18 protein-coding genes are annotated in these 25619 nt (G+C 68.0%); 12 read left to right on the top strand and 6 right to left on the bottom strand.

Annotation, left to right across the window (positions count from 1 at the left end; translation table 11 throughout):
- Positions 1–15: 15 nt before the first annotated feature.
- The 3 genes from AC5P66_RS06320 to AC5P66_RS06330 form a co-directional block, all read right to left on the bottom strand.
- Positions 16–399, bottom strand: a complete 384-nt coding sequence (locus tag AC5P66_RS06320; RefSeq protein WP_099495000.1) for a CopL family metal-binding regulatory protein — start codon at positions 397–399, stop codon at positions 16–18.
- Between the two features lie 152 nt (positions 400–551).
- The gene (gene recQ, locus AC5P66_RS06325; RefSeq protein ID WP_049441274.1) at positions 552–2357 is read right to left on the bottom strand and encodes a DNA helicase RecQ; all 1806 of its coding nucleotides are present in this window, start codon (positions 2355–2357) and stop codon (positions 552–554) included.
- A gap of 640 nt (positions 2358–2997) precedes the next feature.
- Positions 2998–3546: a Dps family protein gene (locus tag AC5P66_RS06330; RefSeq protein WP_005418469.1), complete on the bottom strand. Its 549-nt coding sequence runs from the start codon at positions 3544–3546 to the stop codon at positions 2998–3000.
- A gap of 86 nt (positions 3547–3632) precedes the next feature.
- Between AC5P66_RS06330 and hrpA the strand changes: the two genes are divergently transcribed.
- Entirely contained in the window at positions 3633–7715 is a 4083-nt protein-coding gene (gene hrpA / locus AC5P66_RS06335; RefSeq protein WP_495216131.1) for an ATP-dependent RNA helicase HrpA, read from the top strand.
- Between the two features lie 74 nt (positions 7716–7789).
- Here hrpA and AC5P66_RS06340 read toward each other — a convergent pair whose 3' ends face one another.
- Positions 7790–8314 carry a hypothetical protein gene (locus AC5P66_RS06340; RefSeq protein WP_495216132.1) on the bottom strand — a complete coding sequence of 175 codons (525 nt, stop codon included), beginning with the start codon at positions 8312–8314 and terminating at the stop codon, positions 7790–7792.
- 130 nt (positions 8315–8444) lie between these two features.
- On the opposite strand from AC5P66_RS06340, the gene AC5P66_RS06345 reads away from it, so the two are divergent.
- The 7 genes from AC5P66_RS06345 to tsaB all read left to right on the top strand — a co-directional run bounded on the left by AC5P66_RS06345 (position 8445) and on the right by tsaB (position 19753).
- Positions 8445–10601, top strand: coding sequence for a RelA/SpoT family protein (locus tag AC5P66_RS06345; protein WP_495216133.1), 2157 nt, complete (start codon positions 8445–8447; stop codon positions 10599–10601).
- Between the two features lie 30 nt (positions 10602–10631).
- Positions 10632–12203, top strand: coding sequence for a hypothetical protein (locus AC5P66_RS06350; RefSeq protein WP_495216134.1), 1572 nt, complete (start codon positions 10632–10634; stop codon positions 12201–12203).
- A 186-nt stretch (positions 12204–12389) separates the two neighbouring features.
- Positions 12390–13343, top strand: coding sequence for a glycosyltransferase family 2 protein (locus AC5P66_RS06355; protein WP_099487653.1), 954 nt, complete (start codon positions 12390–12392; stop codon positions 13341–13343).
- Positions 13344–13419: 76 nt separating this feature from the next.
- A complete protein-coding gene (gene mrcB, locus AC5P66_RS06360; RefSeq protein WP_495216135.1) occupies positions 13420–15846 on the top strand; it encodes a penicillin-binding protein 1B in 2427 nt (808 codons plus the stop codon).
- Entirely contained in the window at positions 15843–16379 is a 537-nt protein-coding gene (locus tag AC5P66_RS06365) for a hypothetical protein (protein WP_049414191.1), read from the top strand. The genes mrcB and AC5P66_RS06365 overlap by 4 nt, the downstream gene beginning before the upstream one ends.
- A 602-nt stretch (positions 16380–16981) precedes the next feature.
- Positions 16982–19030, top strand: coding sequence for a DNA repair helicase YoaA (yoaA, locus tag AC5P66_RS06370; RefSeq protein WP_099494532.1), 2049 nt, complete (start codon positions 16982–16984; stop codon positions 19028–19030).
- A gap of 9 nt (positions 19031–19039) precedes the next feature.
- Entirely contained in the window at positions 19040–19753 is a 714-nt protein-coding gene (tsaB, locus tag AC5P66_RS06375; protein WP_099494530.1) for a tRNA (adenosine(37)-N6)-threonylcarbamoyltransferase complex dimerization subunit type 1 TsaB, read from the top strand.
- Between the two features lie 327 nt (positions 19754–20080).
- On the opposite strand, the gene AC5P66_RS06380 is transcribed toward tsaB, so the two are convergent.
- Positions 20081–20965, bottom strand: coding sequence for an energy transducer TonB (locus tag AC5P66_RS06380; protein ID WP_049415555.1), 885 nt, complete (start codon positions 20963–20965; stop codon positions 20081–20083).
- Positions 20965–21912 carry a glutathione synthase gene (gene gshB / locus AC5P66_RS06385; protein ID WP_134709577.1) on the bottom strand — a complete coding sequence of 316 codons (948 nt, stop codon included), beginning with the start codon at positions 21910–21912 and terminating at the stop codon, positions 20965–20967. The genes AC5P66_RS06380 and gshB overlap by 1 nt, the downstream gene beginning before the upstream one ends.
- A 240-nt stretch (positions 21913–22152) precedes the next feature.
- Here gshB and pilG point away from each other — a divergent pair, with 240 nt between their 5' ends.
- From pilG to AC5P66_RS06405, 4 genes are read left to right on the top strand one after another with little or no spacing between them, the layout of a single operon-like run.
- Positions 22153–22554, top strand: coding sequence for a twitching motility response regulator PilG (gene pilG, locus AC5P66_RS06390; protein ID WP_005418455.1), 402 nt, complete (start codon positions 22153–22155; stop codon positions 22552–22554).
- Between the two features lie 18 nt (positions 22555–22572).
- Positions 22573–22935 (top strand): response regulator, encoded by a 363-nt coding sequence (locus AC5P66_RS06395; protein WP_005410717.1) that lies wholly within the window; start codon positions 22573–22575, stop codon positions 22933–22935.
- Complete coding sequence (locus AC5P66_RS06400; protein ID WP_049415560.1) at positions 22935–23465, top strand: chemotaxis protein CheW; 531 nt, start codon at positions 22935–22937, stop codon at positions 23463–23465. Before AC5P66_RS06395 ends, AC5P66_RS06400 begins: the two co-directional genes overlap by 1 nt.
- 41 nt (positions 23466–23506) lie before the next feature.
- The gene (locus AC5P66_RS06405; RefSeq protein WP_049415562.1) at positions 23507–25543 is read left to right on the top strand and encodes a methyl-accepting chemotaxis protein; all 2037 of its coding nucleotides are present in this window, start codon (positions 23507–23509) and stop codon (positions 25541–25543) included.
- Positions 25544–25619: the final 76 nt, after the last annotated feature.

Here is a 25619-nt window from a genome sequence, read left to right on the forward strand (position 1 = left end):
ACGCTGCGTGTGGAATCAGCCGATGGGAGGGCGTGAGATCGGCGGCAGCGGCGGCGCCGGCCGGCCGGTGGCCGGCATCGGCTGCGGGGCCAGCGACAGGCCGGGGCCCGCCAGGTACGGCAACGGCTGCACCACCAGCAGCGGGTGCTGGGCGCAGCTGCGCACGCAGTCCTTGATCTGGCAGTGGGCGTCGTGGGCCGGGGCCTGGGCCTGCGGGGCCGGGTCGGCCTGCATACCCGCGTGGTGGTGGCAGTCGGCAGTGCCGCCATCAACAGCAGCGGCCACGGCGTGCGCCATCCGGCCCATTTCTTCGTGACCACGGGCCATGGCCGCGTTCAGCCCGTTGAGCAACAGGCTGAGCATGAGCACGACGCGGAGCAGGGTCGAGGCCAGGGACATGACGCTAATCTAGCCGCAAGCGGGCGCGGATGCACTTCCGGCTGAATGGCCGGTTCAAGGTTGGAGCCGCACCAATGTAGAGCCGAGCCGGCGCTCGGCTGCTTCTGCGGCAATGGCAGCCGAGCGCCGGCTCGGCTCTACAGGAGCCCGGCTTACCCCTCTTCGCGCACGATCTCGACCAGGCGCGGGCCGTAGCGGCTCAGCTTGGTGCCGCCGATGCCACCGACCCGGGCCAGTTCGTCCAGGCTGGTCGGGCGCTGTTCGGCGATGTTGCGCAGGGTGCTGTCGTGGAAGATCACGAAGGCCGGCACGTTCTGCTCGCGGGCCAGTTCGGCACGCAGGCCGCGCAGCGCGTTGAACAGGGCCAGGTCCTGCGGCAGCACCGACAGGCCGGTGCGCTGCGCACTGCGCTCGCGTCCGCTGCTGCTGCTGGCCGGGTCGCGGCGCATGCTGATCTGGCGGCGGCCGGTCAGCACGTCGCGGCTGGCGTCGGTCAGGCGCAGGCCGCCGTGGCCCTCGCTGTCCACTTCCAGCAGGCTGGCGGCGACCAGCTGGCGGAACACGCTGCGCCAGGTGCGTGCATCCAGATCGCGGCCGATGGCATAAGTGCTCAGCTTGTCGTGGCCCTGCTGCCTCACCTTCTCGTTCTCGCTGCCGCGCAGGATGTCGATCAGGTGGCCGACACCGAAGCGCTGGCCGCTGCGGTAGACGCAGCTCAGCGCCTTCTGTGCCGGTATGGTCGCGTCCCACGAGGCCGGCGGCGTCAAGCAGTTGTCGCAGTTGCCGCAGGGCTGGGGGTAGGTTTCGCCGAAGCCGGCCAGCAGCACCTGGCGACGGCACTGCATGGATTCACAGTAGCCCAGCAGATGATCGAGCTTGGCCCGCTCCAGCTGCTTGCGCTCTTCGCCCGCCTCGGACTGCTCGATCATCTGCTTGAGCAGTACCACATCACCCAGGCCGTAGCACAGCCAGGCCTCGGCGGCTTCGCCATCGCGGCCTGCGCGGCCGGTTTCCTGGTAGTAGCCCTCCATCGACTTGGGCAAGTCGGTATGCGCGACGAAGCGCACGTCCGGCTTGTCGATGCCCATGCCGAAGGCGATGGTGGCACACATCACGATGCCGTCCTCGCGCAGGAAGCGGCGCTGGTTGCTGGCGCGCACTTCCGGCGGCAGGCCGGCGTGGTAGGGCAGAGCGTTGAAGCCCTGGCCGCAGAGGAATTCAGCGGTCTCCTCGACCTTGCGCCGCGACATGCAGTAGACGATGCCGGCCTCGCCACGGTGGCCGCGCAGGAAGTCGGTCAGCTGCTTGCGGGCATTGTCCTTCTGCACCACGGTGTAGCGGATGTTGGGGCGGTCGAACGAGCTGACGAAGTGGCGGGCTTCCTGCAGATCGAGGCGCTCGGCGATCTCGCGCTGGGTCGGCGGATCGGCGGTGGCGGTCAGCGCGATCCGCGGGATCTGCGGCCAACGCTCGTGCAGCACGGTCAACTGGCGATATTCGGGGCGGAAGTCATGGCCCCACTGCGACACGCAGTGCGCCTCGTCGATGGCGAACAGGGCGATCTGGCTGCGCGACAGCAGCGACAGGAAACGCCCGGTCAGCAGCCGCTCGGGGGCGACATAGAGCATGTCCAGTTCGCCGGCGAGCAGCTCGCGCTCGACGCGGCCGGCGGTCTCGGCATCCAGGGTTGAATTCAGGTACTCGGCACGCACGCCCAGCTGGCGCAGGGCTTCGACCTGGTCCTGCATCAGCGCGATCAGCGGCGAGATGACGATGCCGCAACCGTCACGCAGCAGGGCCGGGACCTGGTAGCACAGCGATTTGCCGCCGCCGGTGGGCATCAGCACCAGGGCGTCGTGACCGGCAGCCACATGCTCCACGATGTCCTGCTGCGGACCACGGAAATCGTCGTAACCAAAGACGCGTTGGAGCAGGTCGTGCGCGGGACGGGAAGCCATCCGCTTAGTTTACCCCGGCGGGGGAGTCGGCAGGGCTGCGCCCTGCACCTGCAGAAGCGTTCAAGCCAGGGCAACGTCAAAGGCAACAGCCGGCTCTGGGGTGATCCGTTGTTTGGTGGGGTGGTGTCGGATTGCGGGGACGCCGTAAACCCCCAGACCGGCCCAGCCGCTGGCGGCTGTGCGTTCGGGCGCTTGCGAAGCAGTGCTTCGCAAGCAAAGCGCCCTCACCCATGGGGGCTCGATGGCGCCATCCATGGCGCCAACGGTCCTGCAAGCCCACACCGCCCCGCCTTCGACGGTTTCCCGGTCACGGAGGGTCCATCCACGCCATGCGTGGATGAAATCTGTCAGATATCGACAAACAAAATGGGGTCAGATCCCGTTTTCCTGCGGAAAACGGATCTGACCCCAATGGCTTTGCTGGCAGATCGCGGAAAACTGTCGAAGGCGGGGTGGGGCCGGTTGCGGGGGCGTGAGCCGCATGGATGCGGCGACCGAGCCTACATGGACGTATTCACGGCGTCCCCCGCAACCGGACCTACCCCGCCAACCCACAGGAAACCCGCTTCTGCTCCGGCTGTTGCCGTTGCCGTTGCCTCTGCGGGTGCAGGGCGCAGCCCTGCCGAACCGCCCCCAACCCTTACTGCAACAGCGAGCGCAGCATCCAGGCGTATTTCTCGTGGGTCTGCAGCCGCTGGGTCATCAGATCCTCGGTCGGGGCGTCGTCCCCCTTGGCCGCCACGTCCAGGACTTCACGTGCCGTACGGCAGACCGCTTCGTTGGCGACCACCAACTGGCGTACCATTTCACGCCAGTCCGCACTGTCGGTCAGGCCCGGTTCCTCGACGATCGAGGTCAGCGCAGCGAATTCCCGGTAGGAGCCCGGGGCATTGAAGCCCAGCGCGCGGATGCGCTCGGCCACATCGTCCAGTGCCGCCCACTGCTCGGTGTACTGCGTCTCGAACATGGTGTGCAGCGAGTTGAACATCGACCCGGTCACGTTCCAGTGGAAGTTGTGCGTCTTCAGGTAGAGCGTGAACGCATCGGCCTGGAAGCGCGACAGACCGTCGGCGATCTTCTTGCGGTCGCCCTGGGTGATCCCGATATCGATGTTCGGCGCCGACGGTGCCGCCGCTGCAAGCTTCTGCTTGCCGGTCTTGGCCTTGGTCGTGCTCTTGGTCTTCGCCATGGGGTTCCTCCTTGTGGAATCGTTGGCCTTCACAATAAACCGGTCGTGATGACTGGTCGCTTTCAAAGTTTTGAACGAACCGATTGATGAACTCTATCGATAAAAATCCATCGCCCCGCCTGCGCCAACAGCGCGCCGCCATCGATGGCGCCATGAGCCGCGACCGGGGCCGTTTGCTGGGAATGCTCTCGCGTTGCCAGGCCAAGCCGCAGGATGCGGCACTGGCCGCTACTTTCGAGCAGGCCTTGCAGGCGTCGGTGCAGCGCCGGCAGGTGCGGGCGCAACAGCAGCCGTCCATTACTCTGGACCCGCAGCTGCCGATTGCGCGTGAAGCCGACGCGATCATCAAACTGATCCGCGACCACCAGGTGGTGGTGATCGCCGGTGAAACCGGTTCGGGCAAGACCACCCAGCTGCCGAAACTGTGCCTGGCCGCAGGCCGTGGGCAGGCTGGCATGATCGGCTGCACGCAGCCGCGACGGATCGCCGCACGTGCGGTGGCCAGCCGCGTGGCGCAGGAACTGCAGAGCGAACTGGGCCAGCTGGTGGGCTACCAGGTGCGCTTCAATGACAAGGTCAGCGACGACAGCCGCATCAAGTTCATGACCGACGGCATCCTGCTGGCGGAGATCGCCAGCGACCGCTGGTTGTCGAACTACGACACGATCATCGTCGACGAGGCACACGAACGCAGCCTCAATATCGACTTCCTGCTGGGCTACCTGAAGCAGCTGCTGCGCAAGCGCCCGGACCTGAAGCTGATCGTCACTTCGGCCACCATCGACACCGAACGCTTCGCCCAGCATTTCGACAATGCGCCGGTGATCAGCGTCGAAGGCCGTACCTACCCGGTGGAAGTGCGCTACCGGGCGCTGGAAGGCGAGGGCGAAGACCAGGGCGAGCGCACCGTCAATGACGCCATCGTGTCGGCCATCGACGAGATCACCCGCCTGGACGCACGCGGCGACGTGCTGATCTTCCTGCCGGGCGAGCGCGAGATCCGCGATGCGCACCAGTCGCTGGAACGACGCAAGTACCGCAATACCGAGGTGCTGCCGCTGTACGCGCGCCTGTCCAACCAGGACCAGGACCGGGTATTCAATCCCGGGCCGAACCGGCGCATCGTGCTGGCCACCAACGTCGCGGAAACCTCGCTGACGGTGCCGCGCATCCGTTACGTGGTCGATCCGGGCTTTGCCCGCGTCAAGCGCTACAGCCCGCGCAACAAGCTGGATCGCCTGCACATCGAACCGATCTCGCAGGCCAGCGCCAACCAGCGCAAGGGCCGCTGCGGTCGTATCGCCGAGGGCATCTGCTACCGCCTGTACGCCGAAGCCGATTTCCAGGCGCGGCCCGAGTTCACCGATCCGGAAATCCGCCGCTCCAGCCTGGCCGGGGTGATCCTGCGCATGCTGCAGCTCGGCCTGGGCCGCATCGAGGACTTCCCGTTCCTGGAAGCGCCGGACGAGCGCGCGGTGGCCGATGGCTGGCAGCAGCTGACCGAGCTGGGCGCGATCGATGCCGAGCGGCGCATGACCACCATCGGCAAGCAGATGGCGCGCCTGCCGGTGGACGTGAAGCTGGCGCGCATGCTGGTCGCCGCGCAGGCCGCCGGTTGCCTGCGGCCGATGCTGGTGATCGCCTCGTTCCTGGGCATCCAGGACCCGCGCGAACGCCCGCCGGAAGCACGCGGTGCGGCCGACAGCGCGCATGCGCAGTTCGCCGATGGCCGCTCCGAGTTCGTCGGCGTGCTGCGCCTGTGGGATGCCTACCGGCAGGCCCATGAGGACCTGACCCAGTCCAAGCTGCGCGACTGGTGCGGCCGTCATTTCCTCGGGTTCCTGCGCATGCGCGAATGGCGAGAGCTGCATCGCCAGCTGCGGCTGCTTTGCGAGGAGCTGGGCTGGAAGGAAGAGGCCAGCGAGGCGTCGATGGCACCGTTGCTGGCCGGCAGCAGTGCGCCGGCACCGGCGCGTGATGACGCGGCCGCAGTGAAAGCCACGCGTGGCCAGCTGCACCGCGCCGCGCGCTTGGCCCGCGAAGGCAAGGCCGAGGCCGCACCGGCACCGGTGGCCGTGCGCGCGCAGAAGGAACAGGCGCCCGCCAGCGGCGGCTTCAGCGAACGTGTACGCGCTGCTGCCTACCAGACCCTGCACCGGGCGCTGGTGGCGGGCCTGCCGACGCAGATCGGCCACCGCACCGAGAAGGGCGATTTCCAGGCACCACGCCAGCGCCGCTTCCTGCCGTTCCCCGGTTCCGCGCTGGCCAAGCGGCCACCGCCGTGGCTGCTGGTGGCCAACCTGCTGGATACGCAGAAGGTATGGGGCATGACCCTGGCCGCGATCGAGCCGGACTGGGTGATCGCCGAACTGCCGCACCTGCTGCTGCGCAAGCACTTCGACCCGCACTGGTCGCGCGCGCAGGGCCAGGTGCTGGCGTCCGAGCAGATCAGCCTGTTCGGCCTGGTGCTGGCACCGAAGAAACCGGTCCATTACGGCCGCATCGCGCCGGGCGAGGCGCATGACATCTTCGTGCGCCAGGCGCTGGTCACCGGCGAGATCAACACCCGCGCCAGTTTCGTCGCCGACAACCAGAAAGTGCTGGAGGTCGCGCGCGAGGAAGAAGCCAAGCTGCGCCGCGCCGGCATCGTTGCCGACGAAGACTGGCAGGCACGCTGGTACCTGGACCGGGTGCCGCCGCAGATCCACTCGGCGGCGGGACTGGATAGCTGGTGGAAAGGGCTGGCGCCGGAACAGCGCAAGGCGCTGCACTGGTCGTTGGCAGACCTGTTGCCCGGTGAGGGCAGCGAACAGGAGCGCTATCCGAAGTACCTGGCGCTGGGCCAGGCGCGCTTGCCGCTGCACTACCGCTTCGAACCGGGGGCCGACGACGATGGCGTCACCCTGGACGTGCCACTGCACCTGCTCAACGCGTTGGATCCGGTGCAGCTGGGCTGGCTGGCGCCGGGCTTTGTCGCCGACAAGGCCTCGGCACTGATCCGCAGCCTGCCCAAGGCGATGCGCCGCAACTACGTGCCGGCGCCGGACTTCGGTCGCGCGTTCTACGAGGCCTTCCCGCAGCCCAGCGCCGATGCCATCACCGGCGAGCTGGCGCGTTTCCTGTCACGTGCGACCGGCGCGACGGTCACCGCACTGGATTTCGAGCCGGGTTCGATCGAGCCACACCTGCACATGAACCTGCGGCTGCGCGACGAACAGGGCAAGGTGCTGGCCACCTCGCGTGATCTGGAAGCGCTGCGCGCGAAATTCGGTGGCCGTGCTGGCGATGCCTTCGCCGCGCGTGCCGGGCGCGAGATGGCGGTTGACGGCCTGCGCACGTTCCCGGCCACGCCGATTCCGCTGCAGGTGCCCGGTGAAGCCGGCGTGCCGGCCTATCCGGCGCTGCTGGACGAGGGCGACAGCGTGGCGCTGCGCATCTTCGCCGATCGCCAGCAGGCGCAGGACGCCCATCCGCTGGGCGTGCGCCGCCTGCTGGAGATCGCCCTGGCCGAGAAGGTGAAGCAGGCACGCAAGCAGTTGCCGGTCGGCGCCAAGACCGGCCTGTTGTATGCCGCGATCGAATCGCAGGAGCGCCTGCGTGGTGACCTGGTCGACGCAGCGATGAACGCGGTGCTGGCCGAGGGCCTGGAAGACATCCGTGATGCGGCGGCTTTCGAGCAGCGCCGCGAGCATGCCGCCAAGGGCCTGTTCGGCGAGGCCATGTCGCGGCTGAAGCTGGCCGAATCCATCCTGGCGCTGGTAGCGGAGCTGAAGCCGATGCTGGAAGCGCCGTTGATGGGCTGGGCGCGCGGCAACCTGGACGATATGGAAGCGCAGCTCGCCGGCCTGATCCACCCCGGGTTCCTGCGCGATACGCCGGCCGATGCCCTGGCGCAGTACCCGCGCTACCTGAAGGCGATGATCCTGCGCACCGAGCGTGCCAAGCGTGATCCGCCGCGCGACCAGGCGCGCATGCTGGAACTGCATCCGTTCCTGGAAGCGCTGGAGGCGGGCGAGCAGCAGGGACTGCGTGATCGCCCGCAATGGCAGGCGCTGCGCTGGGATCTGGAAGAACTGCGGGTATCGCTGTTCGCGCAGGAGCTGGGTGCACGCTCTGGTATCTCGGCGAAGAAGCTGGCGCAGCGCGTGACTGCATTGCGCCAGGCCTGAGCGCGCCACGGTCGCCCCGCCGGGCGACCGTGGCCGGCCGGGCAGGGAGCCGGCACGGCCGGAATGCCCGGGCGTTACTTGGTGCGGCGAACCTTCGGCTGCACGTTCACCCCGTCCACCTTCATATACCAGGCACCCATCACCCCTGGGCGCATGCTGACGCCCGGGGCGTCCTTGCGGCCACCGGAATAGTGCGTGGCGTCTATCTGCTCCCACTCCTGGCCGTTCTGCAGCACGTAGCGGCGGCCCCGGTCGAATCCACGGAATTCGCCCTGCAGGTTGCTTTCGATCGGTTCGCTGCTGCCGAAGTCCAGGAAGCCGCGGTTCTTCTTGATCACTTCCTGGCGGCCTTCTTCGCGCGCTGCGGCGACGGCCTGGGTGGTGGCCGCCTCGACCTTGCCCTGCAGCCAGCGGTTGAGCGTGGCCAGTTCACCGGCACTGAGCTTGTCCAGGCCGGCGGCCTTGAACTCGGAGGGCGACATCTGCTGCTGCAGGTCGCCCTCCACCACGCGCTGGGCCAGCGCAGGCGCGGACAGGGACAGCAGCACGGCGGCACAGGCCAGCAGCCGTGGACGGACGCGCGGGGCAATCGAAGGCATGGCGGGTCTCTCCTGGGTGTGTGGGCGAGTGTAGCGGCATGTCTTCATGCCGGGTGATGGTGGCTGCAGTGATTGTCCCTGAACGGCGCCGGCGCTAGTGTAGGGGTCTCTGTCTTGCCTGCTCGATGCTGTGAACCGCGCTTCCGTCCCTGGCCTGGATGCCTTGTTGAACCGTCCCTCGGCAGCGGTGCTGCCTGCTCCGCTGCGCCAGGCCCTGCGTGAGCATTGGGAAGCGCCGGATTGCGACCACCAGATGCGTGCCACCTGGTCGGTGCTGGGCGATACCCTCGATGCGCTGGCGATGCTCTCGGCCGACGAAGGCGCGGTGGTGGCCGCATTGCTGTTCGACCTGCCGGGCCTGCGCGCCAGCCTGGAGCAGCTGCCGCTGGGCAACCACAAGGCGGCGGTGGTCGGCCTGCTCGATGGCCAGGATGCGGCCGATCCGGTGTGGGCGCTGCATGCCGGCCGTGAGGCGGGGCGCAACAGTGAGGGCCTGCGCCGGCTGCTGCTGGCGATCATCCGCGACCTGCGCGTGGTGCCGATCCTGCTGGCGCGGCAGCTGGCACGGATGCGCGCGGCCGACAAGCTGGACGACGAGCAACGCCGCGCGCTGGCCCAGCTGACCCGCGACATCCACGCGCCCCTGGCCAACCGGCTGGGCATCTGGCAGCTGAAGTGGGAGCTGGAGGACCTGGCGTTCCGCCACCTGGAACCGGAAACCTACCGCCGCATCGCCCGCGAGGTGGATGAAACCCGCATCGCCCGCGAGCGTTACGTCGAGAACGTCAAGAAGGTGCTGTCGCGCGAGCTGGTCGCCCAGGGCATCAAGGCCGAAGTCAGCGGCCGCCCGAAGCACATTTACAGCATCTGGCGGAAGATGCAGAAGAAGCGGCTGGCCTTCGACCAGCTGTATGACATCCGTGCGGTGCGCGTGATGGTCGACGACGTTGCCGCCTGTTATGCCGCGTTGGGCGTGGTGCACGCGCTGTGGGCACCGGTGCCGAGCGAGTTCGATGATTACATCGCACGCCCGAAGGCCAACGACTATCGCTCGCTGCATACCGCCGTGGTCGGCCCGGAAGGTCGCACCATCGAAGTGCAGATCCGCACCCATGAAATGCACTCGCAGGCCGAGCTGGGCGTGGCCGCGCACTGGAAGTACAAGGAAGGTGGCAAGGGCGCGGAGAAGTCCTTCGACCGCAAGATCACCTGGATGCGCCAACTGCTGGAGCAGGCGCAGGACGGGCAGGGCAATGAACTGGCCGGGGCGCTTGATGCCGAGCTGACCGAGGACCGGGTCTATGCGCTGAGCCCGAAGGACGAGGTGCTGGACCTGCCGCAGGGCGCTACGCCGCTCGATTTCGCCTACCAGGTGCACACCATGGTCGGGCACCGCTGCCGCGGCGCCAAGGTCAACGGCCGCATCGTGCCGCTGACCTACCGCCTGCGCAGCGGCGACCGCGTCGAGATCCTGACCGGCAAGGAGGCCGATCCGCGCCGCGACTGGCTGATGCCGGCCAACGGCTTCCTGGCCAGCAACCGCTCGCGCGAGAAGGTGCGCAGCTGGTTCCACAAGCTGGACCGCGCGCGCAACGTGCAGGCCGGTCGCGAACTGCTCGAGCGCGAGCTGAAGCGGCTGGGCCTGCAGCACGCGGACCTGGCCGTGGCGGCGAAGAAGTTCCATGCCGACAGCGTCGATGACCTGTACATCCAGGTAGCGCTGGGCGATACCGGCCCGAACCAGGTCAGCCGTGCGCTGCTGGAGGCGGAGCGTGCCGCCAGCCAGCCCGCGCCCGCACCGGCTCTGCCGCGGCCGACCGCGCGCCGCGAGAACCTGGGCAAGTCCAAGTTCACCGTGCAGGGCGTAGGCAACCTGCTGGTGCAGCTGGCACGCTGCTGCCAGCCGGTGGCCGGCGAGCCGATCGTCGGCTACCTGACCCGTAGCCGGGGTGTCACCGTGCATCGTGCAGACTGCGCCGCGCTGGCCCGGCTGGCGGCCAGCAGCCCGCAGCGCATCCTGCCGGTGGAGTGGGGCCAGGCCGGGGGCGGCTACGAGGTGGACGTCGTGGTCGATGCGGTCGATCGCCGCTGGCTGCTGAAGGACATCACCAACCTGATCGCCCAGGAAGACGCCTACGTGCTCGACATCCACAGTGACAACGTGCGCAACAGTGGCCGTGCCCATCTGCGGCTGCGCCTGAAGGTCAGTGACTACGGGCAGTTGTCGACGCTGCTGGGCAAGCTCGATGCGCTGCCGGGCGTGAGCGAGGCGCGTCGCCTCGGCTGAGCTTCACGCTGCCCCGGCTACCCTGCACGCATGGAACGCGAGCCCCCGCATCGTCCGCATGGCGCTGAACATCCTGCGCTGGACCGCGTCCGTCGCGAGGGGCGTTGGTGGTGGCTGCAGGCGCGCCATGCGCGCCGGATCTGGCGCTGGGCGCTGCTCGCAGCGCTGGCCGTGTTCGTGCTGCTGGTCCTGCTGCGCAAGCCGTTGGCAGACTGGTTCTGGGATGAGCCGCAGATCGAACAGCTGCTGGCCGAGGGGGATCGTGCATTGGCGGTTGGGCGCCTGAGCGATGCCGATGGCAGTGGTGCGCGCGAGCGCTACCAGGCGGCGCTGGCGCTGGACGGTGATCGCCCGCAGGCGCGCCAGGGCCTGGCCAATACCGGCGCGGCAGCGCTGCAACAGGCGCGCGATCGCCTGCAGGCGGATGACCTGGACGGCAGCGCGCAGGCCCTGGCACTGGCCCGTGAGCTGCAGGTGCCGCAGGGCGACGCCGATGCGGTCGCCCGCCAGTTGCAGGCGCGACGCAGCGCCGGAGCCGGTATTGGTGCGTTGTTGGCGCAGGCGCGTAACGCGTTCGCGGCCGGACGCCTGGATGACGGCGACAGCAGTGCGTTGCCCTTGTTCCAGCGCATCCTGGCCCTGCAGCCGGACAACCTGCCGGCGCTGGAAGGGCGCGAAGATGCGCTGAGCGACCTGCTGCTGCAGGCACGCACGCTGGCGGAGCGAGGGGAGTTGGCCGAGGCGGCCGCGCTCCTGCGTCGTGCCCGTCAGTTCGATGCCGGTCATGCCGATCTGCCGGCGAGCGAGGAGGCCCTCGCGCGCGCGGCCGACCGGCGGCTGCGGCAGGCGCAGCGTGCGTTGCGACGGCAGCAGCTGGAAGCTGCGGCCAAGGGTTTCCAGGCGGTGCTGGTGGTGGCCGCCGATGATTCCAATGCGCAGCGCGGGCGTGAGCAGACCCTGCAGGCAGTGGTTGCACGCAGCCAGAAGTCCGCCGACGACTTCCAGTTCGATGCGGCGCAACGTGATGCGGCCCTGGCGGCGGAGCTGGGGGCTTCGCAGGCAGTCCGGCAACAACTGGCGCAGCGCCTGCAGCGCGCGCAGCAGGCGCAGCGGGCTCTGCAGCAGCCCGCGGTCAGCACGGCGCAGCGCGAACGCCAGCTGCGCGACCACCTGCGGAAGATCGAACGTGCCGAGCGTGCGGGGCAGTGGATCAGCCCACCCGGGCACAGCGCGTTCGACGCGTTGCGCGAAGCCCAGTCGCTGGCTCCCCGCGATGCGCGGGTGAAGGCAGCCGCCGCACGCTTGCTGCCCGCCAGCCGACGCTGCTTCGACGACAATCTGCGGCAGAACCGCGTGCAGGCGGCAGGCGCCTGCCTGCAGGCCTGGCAGACGCTGTCACCGACCGCAGCCGGACTGCCTTCGGCGCGGCTGCGGTTGGCCCAGCGCTGGCTGGCGATCGGCAGCGAGCGGCTCGGTAACGGTGACCTGGCCTTCGCCGCGCATGCCGCCGAACAGGCGCGGTTGCTGCAGCCGGATCTGGCCGAACTGCCGGCGTTTGAAGATCGCCTGCGCCGCGCCGGTGGTGAGCTGCGACCACGCTGATATCGACAGGATTCGTGCAGGTCGCACTGGTCGGGTATAGTCCAGCCGCTGCGTCACGCTCAAGCGGTGCAGTGAGTTGTCAGTCTTGCTGTCAATGCTATTGCTGCAGGCTTGACGGGAGATGGCCTTTGGTCGTTTTCATCGTTTTTCACACGGCCTGCGTTCCGCAGCCAGCGACATGACGTCATGAATCCAGTGATTCCGCAAGGGCCAGGTCCGGGGCCCGCATTCGATGCCTCCCTTGTCTGCGCTGTCATCGTCACCTATGGGCCCGAGCCGGACCTGTTGCGGCGGGTGGTTGACAGTGTGCTGCAGCAGGTGGGGCATCTGGTGGTGTTCGACAATGGCAGCACTGGTGTTGATGTCGACGAACTGCTGGCCGGAAGGGAGGGGATCAGCGTGGTTGCCTCGGCGCACAACGTTGGCCTCGGGAGTGCCTTGAACCGGGCCTATGAGCGGGCGCAGGCGCTCGGCTTCGCTTATGTGCTGCTGATGGATCAGGATAGTGTGCTGGCGCCAAAGATGGTGGATGTCCTGGGGACTGCACTGATCGAACTCAACCGCGCAGAGCGCGTGGCTGCTGTCGGGCCGCAGTTCCGCGATTCGCGCAGTGGCATGCTTGCCCCGTTCGTTCGCTTTGGCTTCCCGTTCAACCACAAGTTGCGAGGGGGGGCGGGCCAGCGCATCTCCTGCGATTTCCTCATCACGTCCGGTTCGCTGGTGCCGATGTCGGCATTGCAGGATATTGGTGCAATGGACGAAGACCTGTTCATTGACAACCTGGACATGGACTGGTGTTTCAGGGCCAAGCGCCAGGGTTATTCTCTGTATGGCATCTGCGATGCGCAGATGACCCATAGCATCGGCGAGGAGCTGCTGCCATCACGTACGAAGCCGGATGGCGTGATCGTGCACAAGCCCTTCCGCCTTTACTTCATCATGCGCAATCGCGTTCTGCTCTATGGACGTGCCTATACGCCCCGGGTGTGGATTGCCCAGGATGTGCCGCGCCTGTTGCTGAAGCTGGCAGGCAACGGTCTGTTCCTCGCCCCTCGCTGGATTCGGTTGCGGTTCATGCTGAGAGGTCTGTGGGATGGACTTCGAGGCAAGGCCGGGCCTTTGCCTCCGGTAAATCGCTGAACAGGCGGTTTGGTGAACCTGCCTTGCGGAAATGGGCTGGGGTAGACTCCGCTGACGCCCCTGCCATGTTTCTCCCGTGCCCCGACGCTACGATTCCGACGACACCGACGATTTCGACGACGACCAGCAGGACAGCGGTCCGCTGTGGCGGCGCCGGCTGATCACCTGGAGCATGGCTGCGGTCGCATTGGGATTGGGTTTCCTCATTCCCTATACGCTGTACCTGAACCAGCAGGTGACCCAGCGTTTCGGCGAGCTGCGCTGGCAGATTCCGACGCGCGTGTATGCGCGGCCGCTGGTGCTCACCCCCGGCAAGGCGATGGATGCGCCCACGCTGAAGACCGAACTGGCCGCCTCCGCCTACCGTGATGACGGTCAGGGCAAGGAGCCGGCCACCTATGCGGTGAACGGCGGTCGCTTTGTGATCTCCAGTCGTGGCTACAACGACGTCGATGGCCGGGTGGCCCCGCGCCGGGTGGAGCTGTCGCTGGCCGATGGCGGCGTGGCCTCGCTGCGCGACGCCGACAGCCGCAAGGCACTGAAGGCCGCGCGGCTGGATCCGGCGCGCATCGCCACGCTGTACGGCCAGAAGCAGGAAGAACGCCGCCTGATCCGCATGGACGAGGCGCCGGACCTGCTGGTGACCGGCCTGCAGGCGGTGGAGGACAAGGACTTCAACCGCCACCACGGCATCGACCTGTCCGGCATCGCGCGCGCGGTGTGGGTGACGATCCGTTCCGGTGGCCAGAGCCGCCAGGGCGCTTCGACGCTCACCCAGCAGCTGGCCCGCAGCGGCCTGCTCGGCATCGGCAAGGAGCAGACGCTCACCCGCAAGTTCAATGAGGTGCTGTACGCGCTGATCATGGAGGCGCGCTACGACAAGCGCACCATTTTCGAGGCGTATCTCAACCAGGTGTACCTGGGCCAGCGCGGCAGCCAGGCGATCCATGGCATGTCCTCCGGCGCCGAATTCTGGTTCGGGCGTGACCTGCAGTCGCTGGAGACCGAGCAGATCGCCCTGCTGATCGGCCTGGTCAAGGGGCCGTCCTTCTACGACCCGCGGCGCAACCCGGAACGCGCGCTGGATCGCCGCAACTTCGTGCTGGGCAAGCTGCACGAGGCCACGCTGATCGACGATGCCGAGTACCAGCGCGCGCTGAAGGCTCCGTTGGGCGTGCCCAAGACACCGGGCCTGGTGGCAGCCAACCGCTTCCCCGCCTACGTCGACCTGGTCCGCCGGCAGCTTGCGCATGATTATCCGGAATCTGCGCTGCAGGGCGCGGGCCTGAGCGTGATGACCGGCATGTCGCCGTCCGCGCAGGCCTATGCCGAAGGCGCGGTGACCCGCACCATCAAGTCGCTGGAAAGCCAGCGTCGCCCTGAACTGCAGGCCGGCATGGTGCTGACCGACGTGCACAACGGCGACGTGCTGGCGGTGATCGGCAGCCGTGAGGTGTCCGAGGTCGGCTTCAATCGTGCGATCGAGGCGCAGCGCCCGGTCGGTTCGCTGCTCAAGCCGTTCGTGTACCTGCTGGCCCTGGCGCAGCCTGACCGCTATTCGCTGGCCAGCTGGGTCGATGATTCGCCGGTGACGGTGCAGCTCGGCCGCGGCCGCAACTGGAGCCCCGGCAACGCCGACAACCGCAGCCACGGCACGGTGCGCCTGATCGATGCGCTGGCGCATTCGTACAACCAGGCGACGGTGCGCTTGGGCATGCAGGTCGGCCCCGAGCGCGTGACCCAGCTGATCCATGTGCTGGCCGGCATCAAGGCCGAGGCCAATCCGGCGGTGATCCTCGGCTCGACCGACCAGAGCCCGTATGCGATGGCGCAGCTGTACCAGTTCCTCGCGTCCGGTGGTGAGATCCAGCCGTTGCACGCCGTGCGCGGCGTGCTCGATCCGCAGGGCAAGCTGCTCAAGCGCTACGACAAGACGCCGGCACCGGCACAGGAAGGCGATTCGATTGCCGCCAACCTGATCAGTGTCGGCCTGCAGCAGGTCGTCGCCAGCGGTACCGCGCAGCGGCTCAATGCTGATGGCCTCGGCCGTCTGCAGCCAGCCGGCAAGACCGGCACCACCAACGATGGCCGTGACAGCTGGTATGCCGGCTACACCGGCGATCACCTGGCGGTGATCTGGATCGGCAACGATCAGAACCAGCAGGCCGGCCTGTACGGCGCCACTGGCGCGATGCGGGTCTGGTCGGGCATCTTCCAGCGCCTGCCGAGTGCGCCATTGCGGGTCAGCAACAAGGGCCTGGATTGGCAGCCGGTGGCTCCCACCGGTCTCAACAGCACCGATGAAGGCTGCCCCGGCGCGCGTCGTTTCCCGTTCGTGGTGGGCTATGCGCCTGCCTATGCGCCGTGCGCGCCGGCCGCGTCGCCCGAGGGGCAGGGCGAGGCTGAAGGCGAGGGCGGTGGCTGGCGAAGCTGGTTCGGCCTGGACCGCAAGCCGGAAGCACCCGCCGAATCTGCCGCCACCCCTTCTCCCCCGAGCCGATGATGCCGATGAACATGCGAACCCTGCTGCAGCCCCTGGTCCTGACCGGTCTAAGCCTGGCCCTGGCCGCCTGCGTGAGCAGCGCGCCGCCGGTAGTCAAGCCGGTCGATACCACCACGCCGGCGCAGCGCCTGGCGGCCGTGGATGCTGCAGCGGGTCCGGACGACAAGGAACTGTCGGTGCAGCCGCTGCGTGATTCGCAGGTGGAAGACCTGAGACTGGCCGCACAGGCGCAGCGCCAGGCCAACGACCTCGCCGGTGCCGCCAGCAGCCTGGACCATGCGCTGGAGATCGTGGCCGGTGACCCGGCGGTGCTGCAGGAGCGTGCCGAACTGGCGCTGCTGCAGGGGCAGTGGGCACAGGCGGAGACGTTCGCGCGCAAGGCCGTGGATCTGGGCTCGAAGACCGGGCCGCTGTGCCGCCGGCACTGGGCGACGATCGAGCAGTCGCGGCTGGCGCGGGGCGAGAAGGAAAATGCGGTGTCGGCGCACGCGCAGATTGAAGGTTGCACGGTGCCTGGGATCAAGCGTTACTGAGTTTTCAGCCAACGGCACAGCCCCTCGTGGCTGTGGGTTGGTCGCTGAAGCCAGAAGCAAAAGCCGCGCTTGGCCGGGCGGGGTGGGTTCGCGGGGGACGCCGTGAACCCGTCCCTGGGGGCTTGGCCGCGGCATCCATGCCGCGGACACCCCCGCGAACCCACCCCGCCCGGCCTCTGACAGTTTCCTTGTGCTGCCAGCCACGGAAGAGAGAAAGAAAATCAAAAGCGGGTCGCGCGCTGCGCGCACTCGTTGTGGGGTCGGATCCGTTTTCCGCAGGAAAATGGATCCGACCCCTTCTTGTTTCCGTTCCACCCACCGCTTCTGAATCAGTCGAGCAAGCGCGACGCTACGAAGCACGTCCATCCGTCACCGGGAAACTGTCGAAGGCGGGGCGGGAGGGGCAGGCAGGACCGTTGGCGCCATGGATGGCGCCATCGAGCCCCCATGGACGGGTTTACGGCGTGTCCTGCCTGCCCCTCCCGCCCCGCCAAACACGCAGCAACCCAGAGCCATGAACCACGCTGTTGCTGTTGCCTTTGCCTGCGCTCTGGCTTGAAACGGGTGCCGGGCAGCGCCCGGCCGGGTATCCTTTCCCTCTGATGTCCGACCTTGTCCATGCCAGCCGCGAAGCCCTCAGCGAAGGCGGCGCGCTCGCCTCGCATCTGGATGCCTTCGTCCCGCGTCCGGCACAGCTGCACCTGACCGCAGCCATTGCCGATGCGCTGCAGCAGCGGGACCTGCTGCTGGCCGAGGCCGGTACCGGCACCGGCAAGACCTTCGCTTATCTGGTGCCGGTGCTGCTGTCCGGGCTGCGCACCATCATCTCCACCGGTACCCGCGCGCTGCAGGACCAGCTCTACCACCGCGATCTGCCGCGCGTGCGCCAGGCGCTGGGCGTCGGCCTGCGCAGCGCGCTGCTGAAGGGGCGCGCGAACTACCTGTGCCGCTACCGACTGCAGCAGGCGCGGGGCGAGCCGCGGTTTTCCAGTCCCGAACAGGCCGCGCAGTTCCAGCGCATCCTGGCGTGGTCCGGCCGCTCGGAGTTCGGTGACATCGCCGAACTGGAGGGCCTGGCCGATGACTCGCCGCTGCTGCCGATGGTCACCTCCACTGTCGACAATTGCCTGGGCACCGATTGCCCATTCTGGGACGACTGCTTCGTGGTGCGCGCACGGCAGCGTGCGCAGGCCGCCGACGTGGTGGTGGTCAACCACCACCTGCTGCTGGCCGATCTGGCACTGAAACAGGACGGCTTCGGCGAGTTGCTTCCGGGGGCGCAGGCCTTTGTCATCGACGAGGCACACCAGCTGCCCGAACTGGCAGCGCAGTTCTTCGGCGAAGGTTTCGGCATGCGCCCATGGCAGGAACTGGGTCGCGACTGCCTGGCTGAAGCGCGCGGCGTAGGGGGCGCGCAATCGGCGCTGCAGGCGCCGGTCGACCAGTTGCAACAGGCGTTGCTGGCGTTGCGTTCGGCGATGGAGGGGCTGCCGCCGCGGGGCACGCAGTGGCGTGCGCTGGCCATGCCAAAGGTCCGTGACGGCTTCGATACGGTGATGGCCGGCCTGGTGGCGCTGGAGCAGGCCTTGCAGCCGCTGCGCGAAGCCGCAGCGGGCCTGGATGCCTGCCATGCGCGGGCGCGCGAGGCGGTGTCGCGGTTGCAGCGCTGGCTGGGCGATGATGAACCCGCTCTCGATTTCGATGCCGATCCGGCGGACCACGCCAGTGCCGCCGATGTGCTCTGGTACGAGCTCACGCCGCGGGGTTTCCGCTGCCAGCGCACGCCGATGGATGTGTCCGGCCCGCTGCGCGAGCACCGCGAGCGCAGCCGCGCGGCATGGATCTTCACCTCGGCCACGCTGACCGTGGGCAATGGATTCGACCACATCGCCACGCGCTTGGGCCTGGACGATCCGCATACCCTGGTCCAGCCGAGTCCGTTCAACTGGCCCGAGCAGGCGTTGTGCTACCTGCCGGAAGGCCTGCCTGATCCGGCCGCACGGGGCTTCGGAACCGCGCTGATCCAGACCCTTCGGCCGGTGCTGCAGGCATCGCAGGGCAGGGCATTCCTGTTGTTCGCCTCGCACCGTGCATTGCGCGAGGCGGCCGAGGCACTGCGCGACGGGCCATGGCCGTTGTTCGTGCAGGGTGAGGCACCGCGCGCGACGCTGCTGCAGCGCTTCCGTGAATCGGGCAATGGCGTGCTGCTGGGCTCGGCCAGCTTCCGCGAGGGCGTGGACGTGGTCGGCGAAGCGCTGAGCGTGGTGATGATCGACAAGCTGCCGTTCGCGGCACCGGACGATCCGGTGTATGAGGCACGCCTGGAGGCGATCCGCGGCCAGGGCGGCAATCCGTTCCGCGACGAACAGTTGCCGCAGGCGGTGATCGCACTGAAGCAGGGGGTCGGTCGCCTGATCCGCAGCGAAAGCGACCGTGGCGTGCTGGTCCTGTGCGATCCGCGCCTGCTCAACCGCGGCTATGGCCGGGTCTTCCTGGATTCACTGCCACCCTTCCGCCGCACCCGCAGCCTGGCCGATGTGCAGGCCTTCTTTACGCCACAATGGGTGCCCGTGGCTGATGATGCGGCTGACCCGGCCGCTGTTGCGCCGGGCCCGGAGCCGGCTCCCGGTGCCACGTTCCCCCTGTTCTGACCTGATCTGATGAAACTGCTTGCCTTTGAAACCGCCACCGAAGCCTGCTCCGTTGCCCTGCATGTCGATGGGCGGGTGCTGGAACGCTTCGAGATCGCCCCGCGCCGGCATGCCGAACTGAGCCTGCCATGGGCCGAGGCGCTGCTGGCCGAAGCCGGCATCAGCCGTCGCCAGCTCGATGGCATCGCGCTCAGTCGCGGCCCGGGAGCGTTCACCGGTGTGCGCCTGGCGATCGCCATCGCCCAGGGCATCGCGTTGGCGTTGGACCGCCCGCTGCTGCCGGTTTCGACGCTGCAGGTGCTGGCGCTGCGGGCACCGGCGGAAGAAACGCAGATCCTGTCGGCGATCGATGCACGAATGGGCGAGCTGTATGTCGCGCGCTTCGAACGCGTGGACGGCCTGCCGGTCGCGCAAGATGCCGAGCGCGTCTGCGCGCCCTCCGTGGTGACGCTGCCGGAAGGAATGCCGGCCTACGGTGTCGGTACCGGTTTCGGCGCGGGCGACGGCGCGCTGGTGGCACAGTTGGGCAGTGGCCTGCGCGGTTTCGATGCTGCGGCATTGCCGCGGGCGTCGGACGTGCTGGCACTGGCGGTGCCGGCGTTCGCGCGTGGTGGGGCGATCGCACCGGAGAAGGTCGAGCCGGCGTACCTGCGCGACAACGTGGCACTGACCCTGGTCGAGCAGCAGGCCGCGCGCGAGGCGAAGGCGAAGGCCAACGGCTGAGCCCCTCGTGGCGGGGTTGGTTGATCGCATAAACCAAAAGCCGCGCTTGGCCGGGCGGGGTGGGTTCGCGGGGGACGCCGTAAACCCCCAGTCCGGCCCAGCCGCTGGCGGCTGGGCGTTCGGGCGCTTGCGAAGCAATGCTTCGCAAGCGAAGCGCCCTCACCCATGGGGGCTTGGCCGCGGCTTGCACGGACGTACTTGCGGCGTCCCCGCCGCCCGACACCGCCTCGCCACGCTTCAGTACACCAACCGCCGCTGTCGCTGTCGCTGTTGCCGTTGCTCTAGCCTTTCAGCGGGTCCCGGGCCGCAGGCCCGGGCACCAGAACCCTACCGATCGTCGTGCAGGGTGCCACCCGGCAGGAACACCCAGGTACGGGTGACCTGCAGGATGTCGATCTCGTCCTCGGTCTTTGGCAACGGCGGGAATGGCTGCGCCAGCTTCACCACCCGCAGCGCCGCTTCATCCAGCAGCGGCGTTCCGCTTGAACGCAGGATGCGGCTGCTCTCCACGCTGCCATCGCGGCGCACGCCCACGCTGATCACCACCTGGCCGCCGAGCCGTCGCTGCCGGGCCTCGTCCGGGTAATTCAGGTTGCCTACGCGCTCGGCACGGTCGACCCAGGCACGCAGGTAATTGGCATAGGCATATTCACGCGTGCTGGCCGACACGAACTTGCGATTCGGGCGCTTGGCATACTGCGCCGAGCGCAGATGCACTTCGGCAGCCAGTCGCGCCATCTCCACATCGCGCTGCTCACGCGCGCTCAGCGGCGCATCCGGCTCAGGCTGTTCCGGCGTTGGACGGGACTGCGCCTGCGCCACGGTGTCCTCCCCATTGCGGCTGCTGACCACCCGTGCCTGCGGCGGCGGAACCGGCGCGGCCGATTGCTGTTGCTGGGGAACCGGGCTGAGTCCGGATTGCGCCTGCGGCACGATGCCGGCCTGGTTGTCGCGCGGACGCTGTGCGCGGTCGTGCTCGCCACCGCCTTCCTGGTTGGCGGCGGCAAGGAAATCAGCCTGCTTTGGCGTCAGTGCGGTGCGCGTCTGGCTGAAGATCACTTCCAGCGTCGGCACCAGCGGAGCATCGCCTTTCACGGCGAAGCCCACGCCCAGGATCAGCAGGGCGTGGACCAGCACCGACAGTGCGATGGTGGCCCCCAGCCGTTGCGCTTCGCGTGGCGGCGGGGGCAGAACGGCGGGTGCGGACGGCATCAGCGCAGGCCGGCCTCGAGCGCGTCGAACAGGGTGCCGGCAATGTTCAGGCCGTACTGCGCGTCGAGCTCGCGCACGCAGGTCGGGCTGGTCACGTTGACCTCGGTCAGGTAATCGCCGATCACGTCCAGGCCGACGAAGCGCATGCCACGACGCTTCATCTCCGGGCCAACCTGGCCGGTGATCCAGCGGTCACGCTCGCTCAGCGGGCGCCCTTCGCCACGGCCGCCGGCCGCCAGGTTGCCGCGGAACTCGTCACCCTGGGGAATGCGCGCCAGGCAGTAATCGACCGGTTCGCCGTCGACCAGCAGGATGCGCTTGTCGCCGGCGGTGATGTCGGGAATGAACTTCTGGGCCAGCGCCAGCTTGCGGCCGCCGTCGGTCAGGGTCTCCAGGATCACGTTCAGGTTCGGATCGCCCTGGCCGCTGCGGAAAATCGAGCGGCCGCCCATGCCGTCCAGCGGCTTCAGCACGGCTTGGCCGTGTTCGAGGGCGAAGGCCTTCAGCGCCTTGGCATCGCGGCTGACCAGGGTCGGCGGGCAGCACTGCGGGAACAGCAGGGCTGCCAGCTTCTCGTTGTAGTCGCGCAGGCCCTGCGGGTTGTTGACCACGCAGGCACCGGCAGCGGCGGCCACGTCCAGCACCTGGGTGTCGTAGATGTACTCGGCGTCGACCGGCGGGTCCTTGCGCATCAGCACGATCTGGCCGGGCCCGAACTCGGTACGGCTGAACTCACCCAGCTCATACCAGCCCGCCGGGTCGTCGCGCACCTGCAGTGGCGCGGTCCGGGCCACCGCCACGCCACCTTCCAGGGCCAGTCCGCCCGGCCGCACGTAGTGCAGGGCATGGCCGCGGCGCTGGGCTTCCAGCAGCATGGCGAAGGTGGTGTCCTTGGCGATCTTGATGTGGGCGATGGGGTCCATCACCACGATGACGTTCAACGGCATGGGCGCACCTGTCAGGCAAGGCGTTGATGGTAGCGGCAACGCCGGCCGCGCGCCTCCCTGCCATACTGCAACGCAGCGTCCGCCCGGCGGTCGCGCACCCATTGCGAAACCCGTCACGTTCAGGAGGGCGCCATGCCCCGCGCCGTGGGGCGGCCTTGAAGCGGGCGCGGAAAGTGCGATATAGATACGCTTTCGCAGCGGCCCCCGCCAGAGATCGGGCCGTGCGCTTGGGGATAGGCAATGACTGAAAACACGACTGCGGGCGGGGAACTCGCAGGACTCCGGGTGATGGTCATCGATGATTCGAAGACCATCCGCAGGACTGCGGAAACGCTGCTCAAGCGCGAAGGCTGCGAGGTGGTCACCGCCACCGACGGCTTCGAAGCGCTTGCCAAGATCGCAGACCAGCAACCGCAGATCATCTTCGTCGACATCATGATGCCGCGCCTGGACGGGTACCAGACCTGCGCGCTGATCAAGGGCAACCAGCTGTTCAAGGCGACCCCGGTCATCATGCTGTCGTCCAAGGATGGCCTGTTCGACAAGGCGCGGGGACGCATCGTCGGCTCGGAGCAGTACCTGACGAAGCCTTTTACGCGTGAAGAACTGCTGGGTGCCATCCGCACATACGTCAACGCCTGACCAGGGGGGAAAGGCACAATGGCTCGTATCGTCCTGATCGAGGATTCACCGACCGACCGCGCGGTGTTCACCCAGTGGCTGCGCCGTGCCGGCCACGAAGTGCTGGAAGCGGACAATGCCGAGGATGGCCTGCAGCTGGTCCGCGACCAGGTGCCGCAGCTGGTGCTGATGGACGTGGTCCTGCCTGGCATGAGCGGCTTCCAGGCGACCCGTGCGATGGCCCGTGATGCGGCGATCAAGCACATCCCGGTGATCATCGTCAGCACCAAGGCGATGGAAACCGACAAGGCCTGGGGCCTGCGCCAGGGCGCCGCCGATTACATCGTCAAGCCGCCGCGCGAGGATGAACTGATCGCGCGGATCAACGAACTGGTGGCCTGATGCGCTCGCCCTTCGACATCCTTGAAGCCTATGAACGGCGCAGCCTGGCCCATGCGGTGCAGCTGCCCGGAAAGCAGTTTGCTCAGGACCTGTGGCGTGGCGTGGGTTACCGCGTCGGCCAGCGCCGGCTGGTGTCCGATTTCCGTGAAGTGGTGGAAATCGTGCCGATGCCGCCGGTGACCCCGGTACCCTGCGCGCAGCCCTGGCTACTGGGCGTGGGCAACCTGCGCGGCAACCTGTTCCCGGTGGTCGACCTGAAGTACTTCCTGGAAGGCACGCGCACCGTGCAGCAGGAAGGCCAGCGCGTGCTGATCATGCGCCAGGCCGGCGGCGACGTCGCACTGACCATCGATGAACTGTTCGGCCAGCGCAGCTTCGAGCTGGACCAGCAGATCGAAGCGGGCACGCTGGCCGAAGGTCGCTACGGCCATTTCGTTGACCGTGCCTTCCATGCCGACGGCCACGACTGGGGCGTGTTCTCGCTCTCGCTGCTGTCGCGCACCCCTGAATTCCGGCAAGCCGCGGCCTGAGGCCGGGCATCGCCCCCTGCATTGAAGATCGAGGTTGAACGATGAGTACTGCTTCGGACGCCACCAAGACCGGCAAGCTGCGGCTGGGCGGCAGCAACCTGTGGCTGTTCCTGCTGCTGGCATCGATGATCCTGTTCGGCGTCAATACCGGCGTCGCCACCTGGCAGGGCAGCCGCCTTGCCGACGCCGGCTCCAAGGCCGCCGACCTGCAGGTGCTGTCGCAGCAGCTGGCCAACCAGGGACGTGACGCGGTCGGCGGCAACGCCCAGGCCTTCACCGCCTTCAAGGCCACCCGCAACGCGATCGAGCAGAACGTGTCGACCCTGCAGGGACGCTACGGCAAGGAGCCGGGCGTCGCCGGTGCCATCGCCACCCTGGGCGAGACCTGGGCGCCGCTGGGCAAGCAGGCCGGGCAGCTGGTGGCCAGCGAACCGGCCGTGCTGGCGCTGGCCGGCAACGCGAACAACTTCACCGGCGCGGTGCCGGGCCTGCAGGCCCAGCTGAACGAGCTGGTGCGTGCGATGTCCGCTTCCGGCGCGCCGTCGTCGCAGGTGTACAGCGCGCTGCAGCAGGTCGTGGTGGCCGGTTCGATGGCCCGCCGCGTGACCGAAATGCGTGCCGGTGGCAGCGCCGCGGCGACCTCCGGCGATGCGCTGGCACGCGACATCACCGTGTTCTCGCAGGTGCTCGACGGCCTGCGCAACGGCAACGAGGAACTGGGCATCACCGCCGTGCGCGGTGCCGCCGCCGTGGCCGCGTTGGAACAGTCGCAGCAGAAGTGGGAAGCGATGAAGCAGGACGCCGACGCGATCCTGGCCAGCTCGCGCCAGCTGTTCGCGGCGCAGTCCGCTGCCACCGCGCTGGGCCAGGGTTCGGCCCACATGCTGGATGACAGCCGCAAGTTGTTCGATGCGTTCTCCTCGTTCGGCTCGGTATCCGACACCCGCCTGTTCCCGAACTTCTGGATCGGCGTGGTGTCCGGTGCGCTTTCGCTGATCGCGATCATCGGCTTCGTCTCCACCAACGTGCGCAGCCGCTCGCGCGAGCAGGAACTGCGCTACCAGACCCAGGTGGAATTCAACAGCCGCAACCAGCAGGCGATCATGCGGCTGCTGGACGAAATCTCCTCGCTCGGCGAGGGCGACCTGACGGTGAAGGCCTCGGTGACCGAGGACATGACCGGCGCGATCGCCGACGCGATCAACTACGCGGTCGACGAGCTGCGCCACCTGGTGACCACCATCAATGACACCTCGGCCAAGGTCGCGATGTCCACCCAGGAAACGCAGGCCACCGCCATGCAGCTGGCAGAGGCCGCGGGGCACCAGGCCAACCAGATCACCTCGGCTTCGGACCGCATCGGAGAGATCGCGGCGAGCATCGAGCAGGTGTCGCGCAACTCGGCCGAGTCGGCCGACGTGGCACAGCGCTCGGTGGTGATCGCTGCCGAAGGTGCCGGCGTGGTGCGCGAGACCATCCAGGGCATGGACCAGATCCGTGACCAGATCCAGGAAACCTCCAAGCGCATCAAGCGCCTGGGCGAGTCGTCGCAGGAAATCGGCTCGATCGTGGAACTGATCAACGACATTTCCGAGCAGACCAACATCCTGGCGTTGAACGCGGCGGTGCAGGCCGCGTCGGCCGGTGAAGCGGGCCGCGGTTTCGCGGTCGTGGCCGACGAAGTGCAGCGCCTGGCAGAACGCACCTCGGGTGCGACCCGACGCATCGAAAACCTGGTCCAGGCCATTCAGGCCGACACCAACGAAGCGGTCACCTCGATGGAGCAGACCACCGCCGAAGTGGTGTCCGGTGCACGCCTGGCCGAGGATGCCGGCACCGCGCTGACCGAGATCGAGCGCGTGTCCAATGCACTGAACACCCTCATCAAGAACATCTCCATCGCCGCCCAGCAGCAGTCGGCCGCCGCCTCGGACATCACCCGCACCATGGGCGTGATCCGGCAGATCACCGGCCAGACCTCGCAGGGTGCCGGACAGACCGCAGAGTCGATCGGCCACCTCGCGCAGCTGGCGGCGGACCTGCGCCGTTCGGTCGCCGACTTCAAGCTGCCGGCGTGACGCGGGCAGGGCGGCGAGCAAGGAACCAGTCGATGAAGCATTTCCATTCCCCACGCCAGAACTCGCGCGGCTTCCG

It is taken from the genome of Stenotrophomonas sp. YJH_SMC_122 (assembly GCF_059369535.1).

Bases quoted from the DNA above. Each gene is read 5' to 3' on its own strand.
- AC5P66_RS06320 (WP_099495000.1), bottom strand. From the start codon at position 399: ATGTCCCTGGCCTCGACCCTGCTCCGCGTCGTGCTCATGCTCAGCCTG.
- recQ (WP_049441274.1), bottom strand. From the start codon at position 2,357: ATGGCTTCCCGTCCCGCGCACGACCTGCTCCAACGCGTCTTTGGTTAC.
- AC5P66_RS06330 (WP_005418469.1), bottom strand. From the start codon at position 3,546: ATGGCGAAGACCAAGAGCACGACCAAGGCCAAGACCGGCAAGCAGAAG.
- hrpA (WP_495216131.1), top strand. From the start codon at position 3,633: ATGAACTCTATCGATAAAAATCCATCGCCCCGCCTGCGCCAACAGCGC.
- AC5P66_RS06340 (WP_495216132.1), bottom strand. From the start codon at position 8,314: ATGCCTTCGATTGCCCCGCGCGTCCGTCCACGGCTGCTGGCCTGTGCC.
- AC5P66_RS06350 (WP_495216134.1), top strand. From the start codon at position 10,632: ATGGAACGCGAGCCCCCGCATCGTCCGCATGGCGCTGAACATCCTGCG.
- AC5P66_RS06355 (WP_099487653.1), top strand. From the start codon at position 12,390: ATGAATCCAGTGATTCCGCAAGGGCCAGGTCCGGGGCCCGCATTCGAT.
- AC5P66_RS06365 (WP_049414191.1), top strand. From the start codon at position 15,843: ATGATGCCGATGAACATGCGAACCCTGCTGCAGCCCCTGGTCCTGACC.
- yoaA (WP_099494532.1), top strand. From the start codon at position 16,982: ATGTCCGACCTTGTCCATGCCAGCCGCGAAGCCCTCAGCGAAGGCGGC.
- tsaB (WP_099494530.1), top strand. From the start codon at position 19,040: ATGAAACTGCTTGCCTTTGAAACCGCCACCGAAGCCTGCTCCGTTGCC.
- AC5P66_RS06380 (WP_049415555.1), bottom strand. From the start codon at position 20,965: ATGCCGTCCGCACCCGCCGTTCTGCCCCCGCCGCCACGCGAAGCGCAA.
- gshB (WP_134709577.1), bottom strand. From the start codon at position 21,912: ATGCCGTTGAACGTCATCGTGGTGATGGACCCCATCGCCCACATCAAG.
- pilG (WP_005418455.1), top strand. From the start codon at position 22,153: ATGACTGAAAACACGACTGCGGGCGGGGAACTCGCAGGACTCCGGGTG.
- AC5P66_RS06395 (WP_005410717.1), top strand. From the start codon at position 22,573: ATGGCTCGTATCGTCCTGATCGAGGATTCACCGACCGACCGCGCGGTG.
- AC5P66_RS06400 (WP_049415560.1), top strand. From the start codon at position 22,935: ATGCGCTCGCCCTTCGACATCCTTGAAGCCTATGAACGGCGCAGCCTG.
- AC5P66_RS06405 (WP_049415562.1), top strand. From the start codon at position 23,507: ATGAGTACTGCTTCGGACGCCACCAAGACCGGCAAGCTGCGGCTGGGC.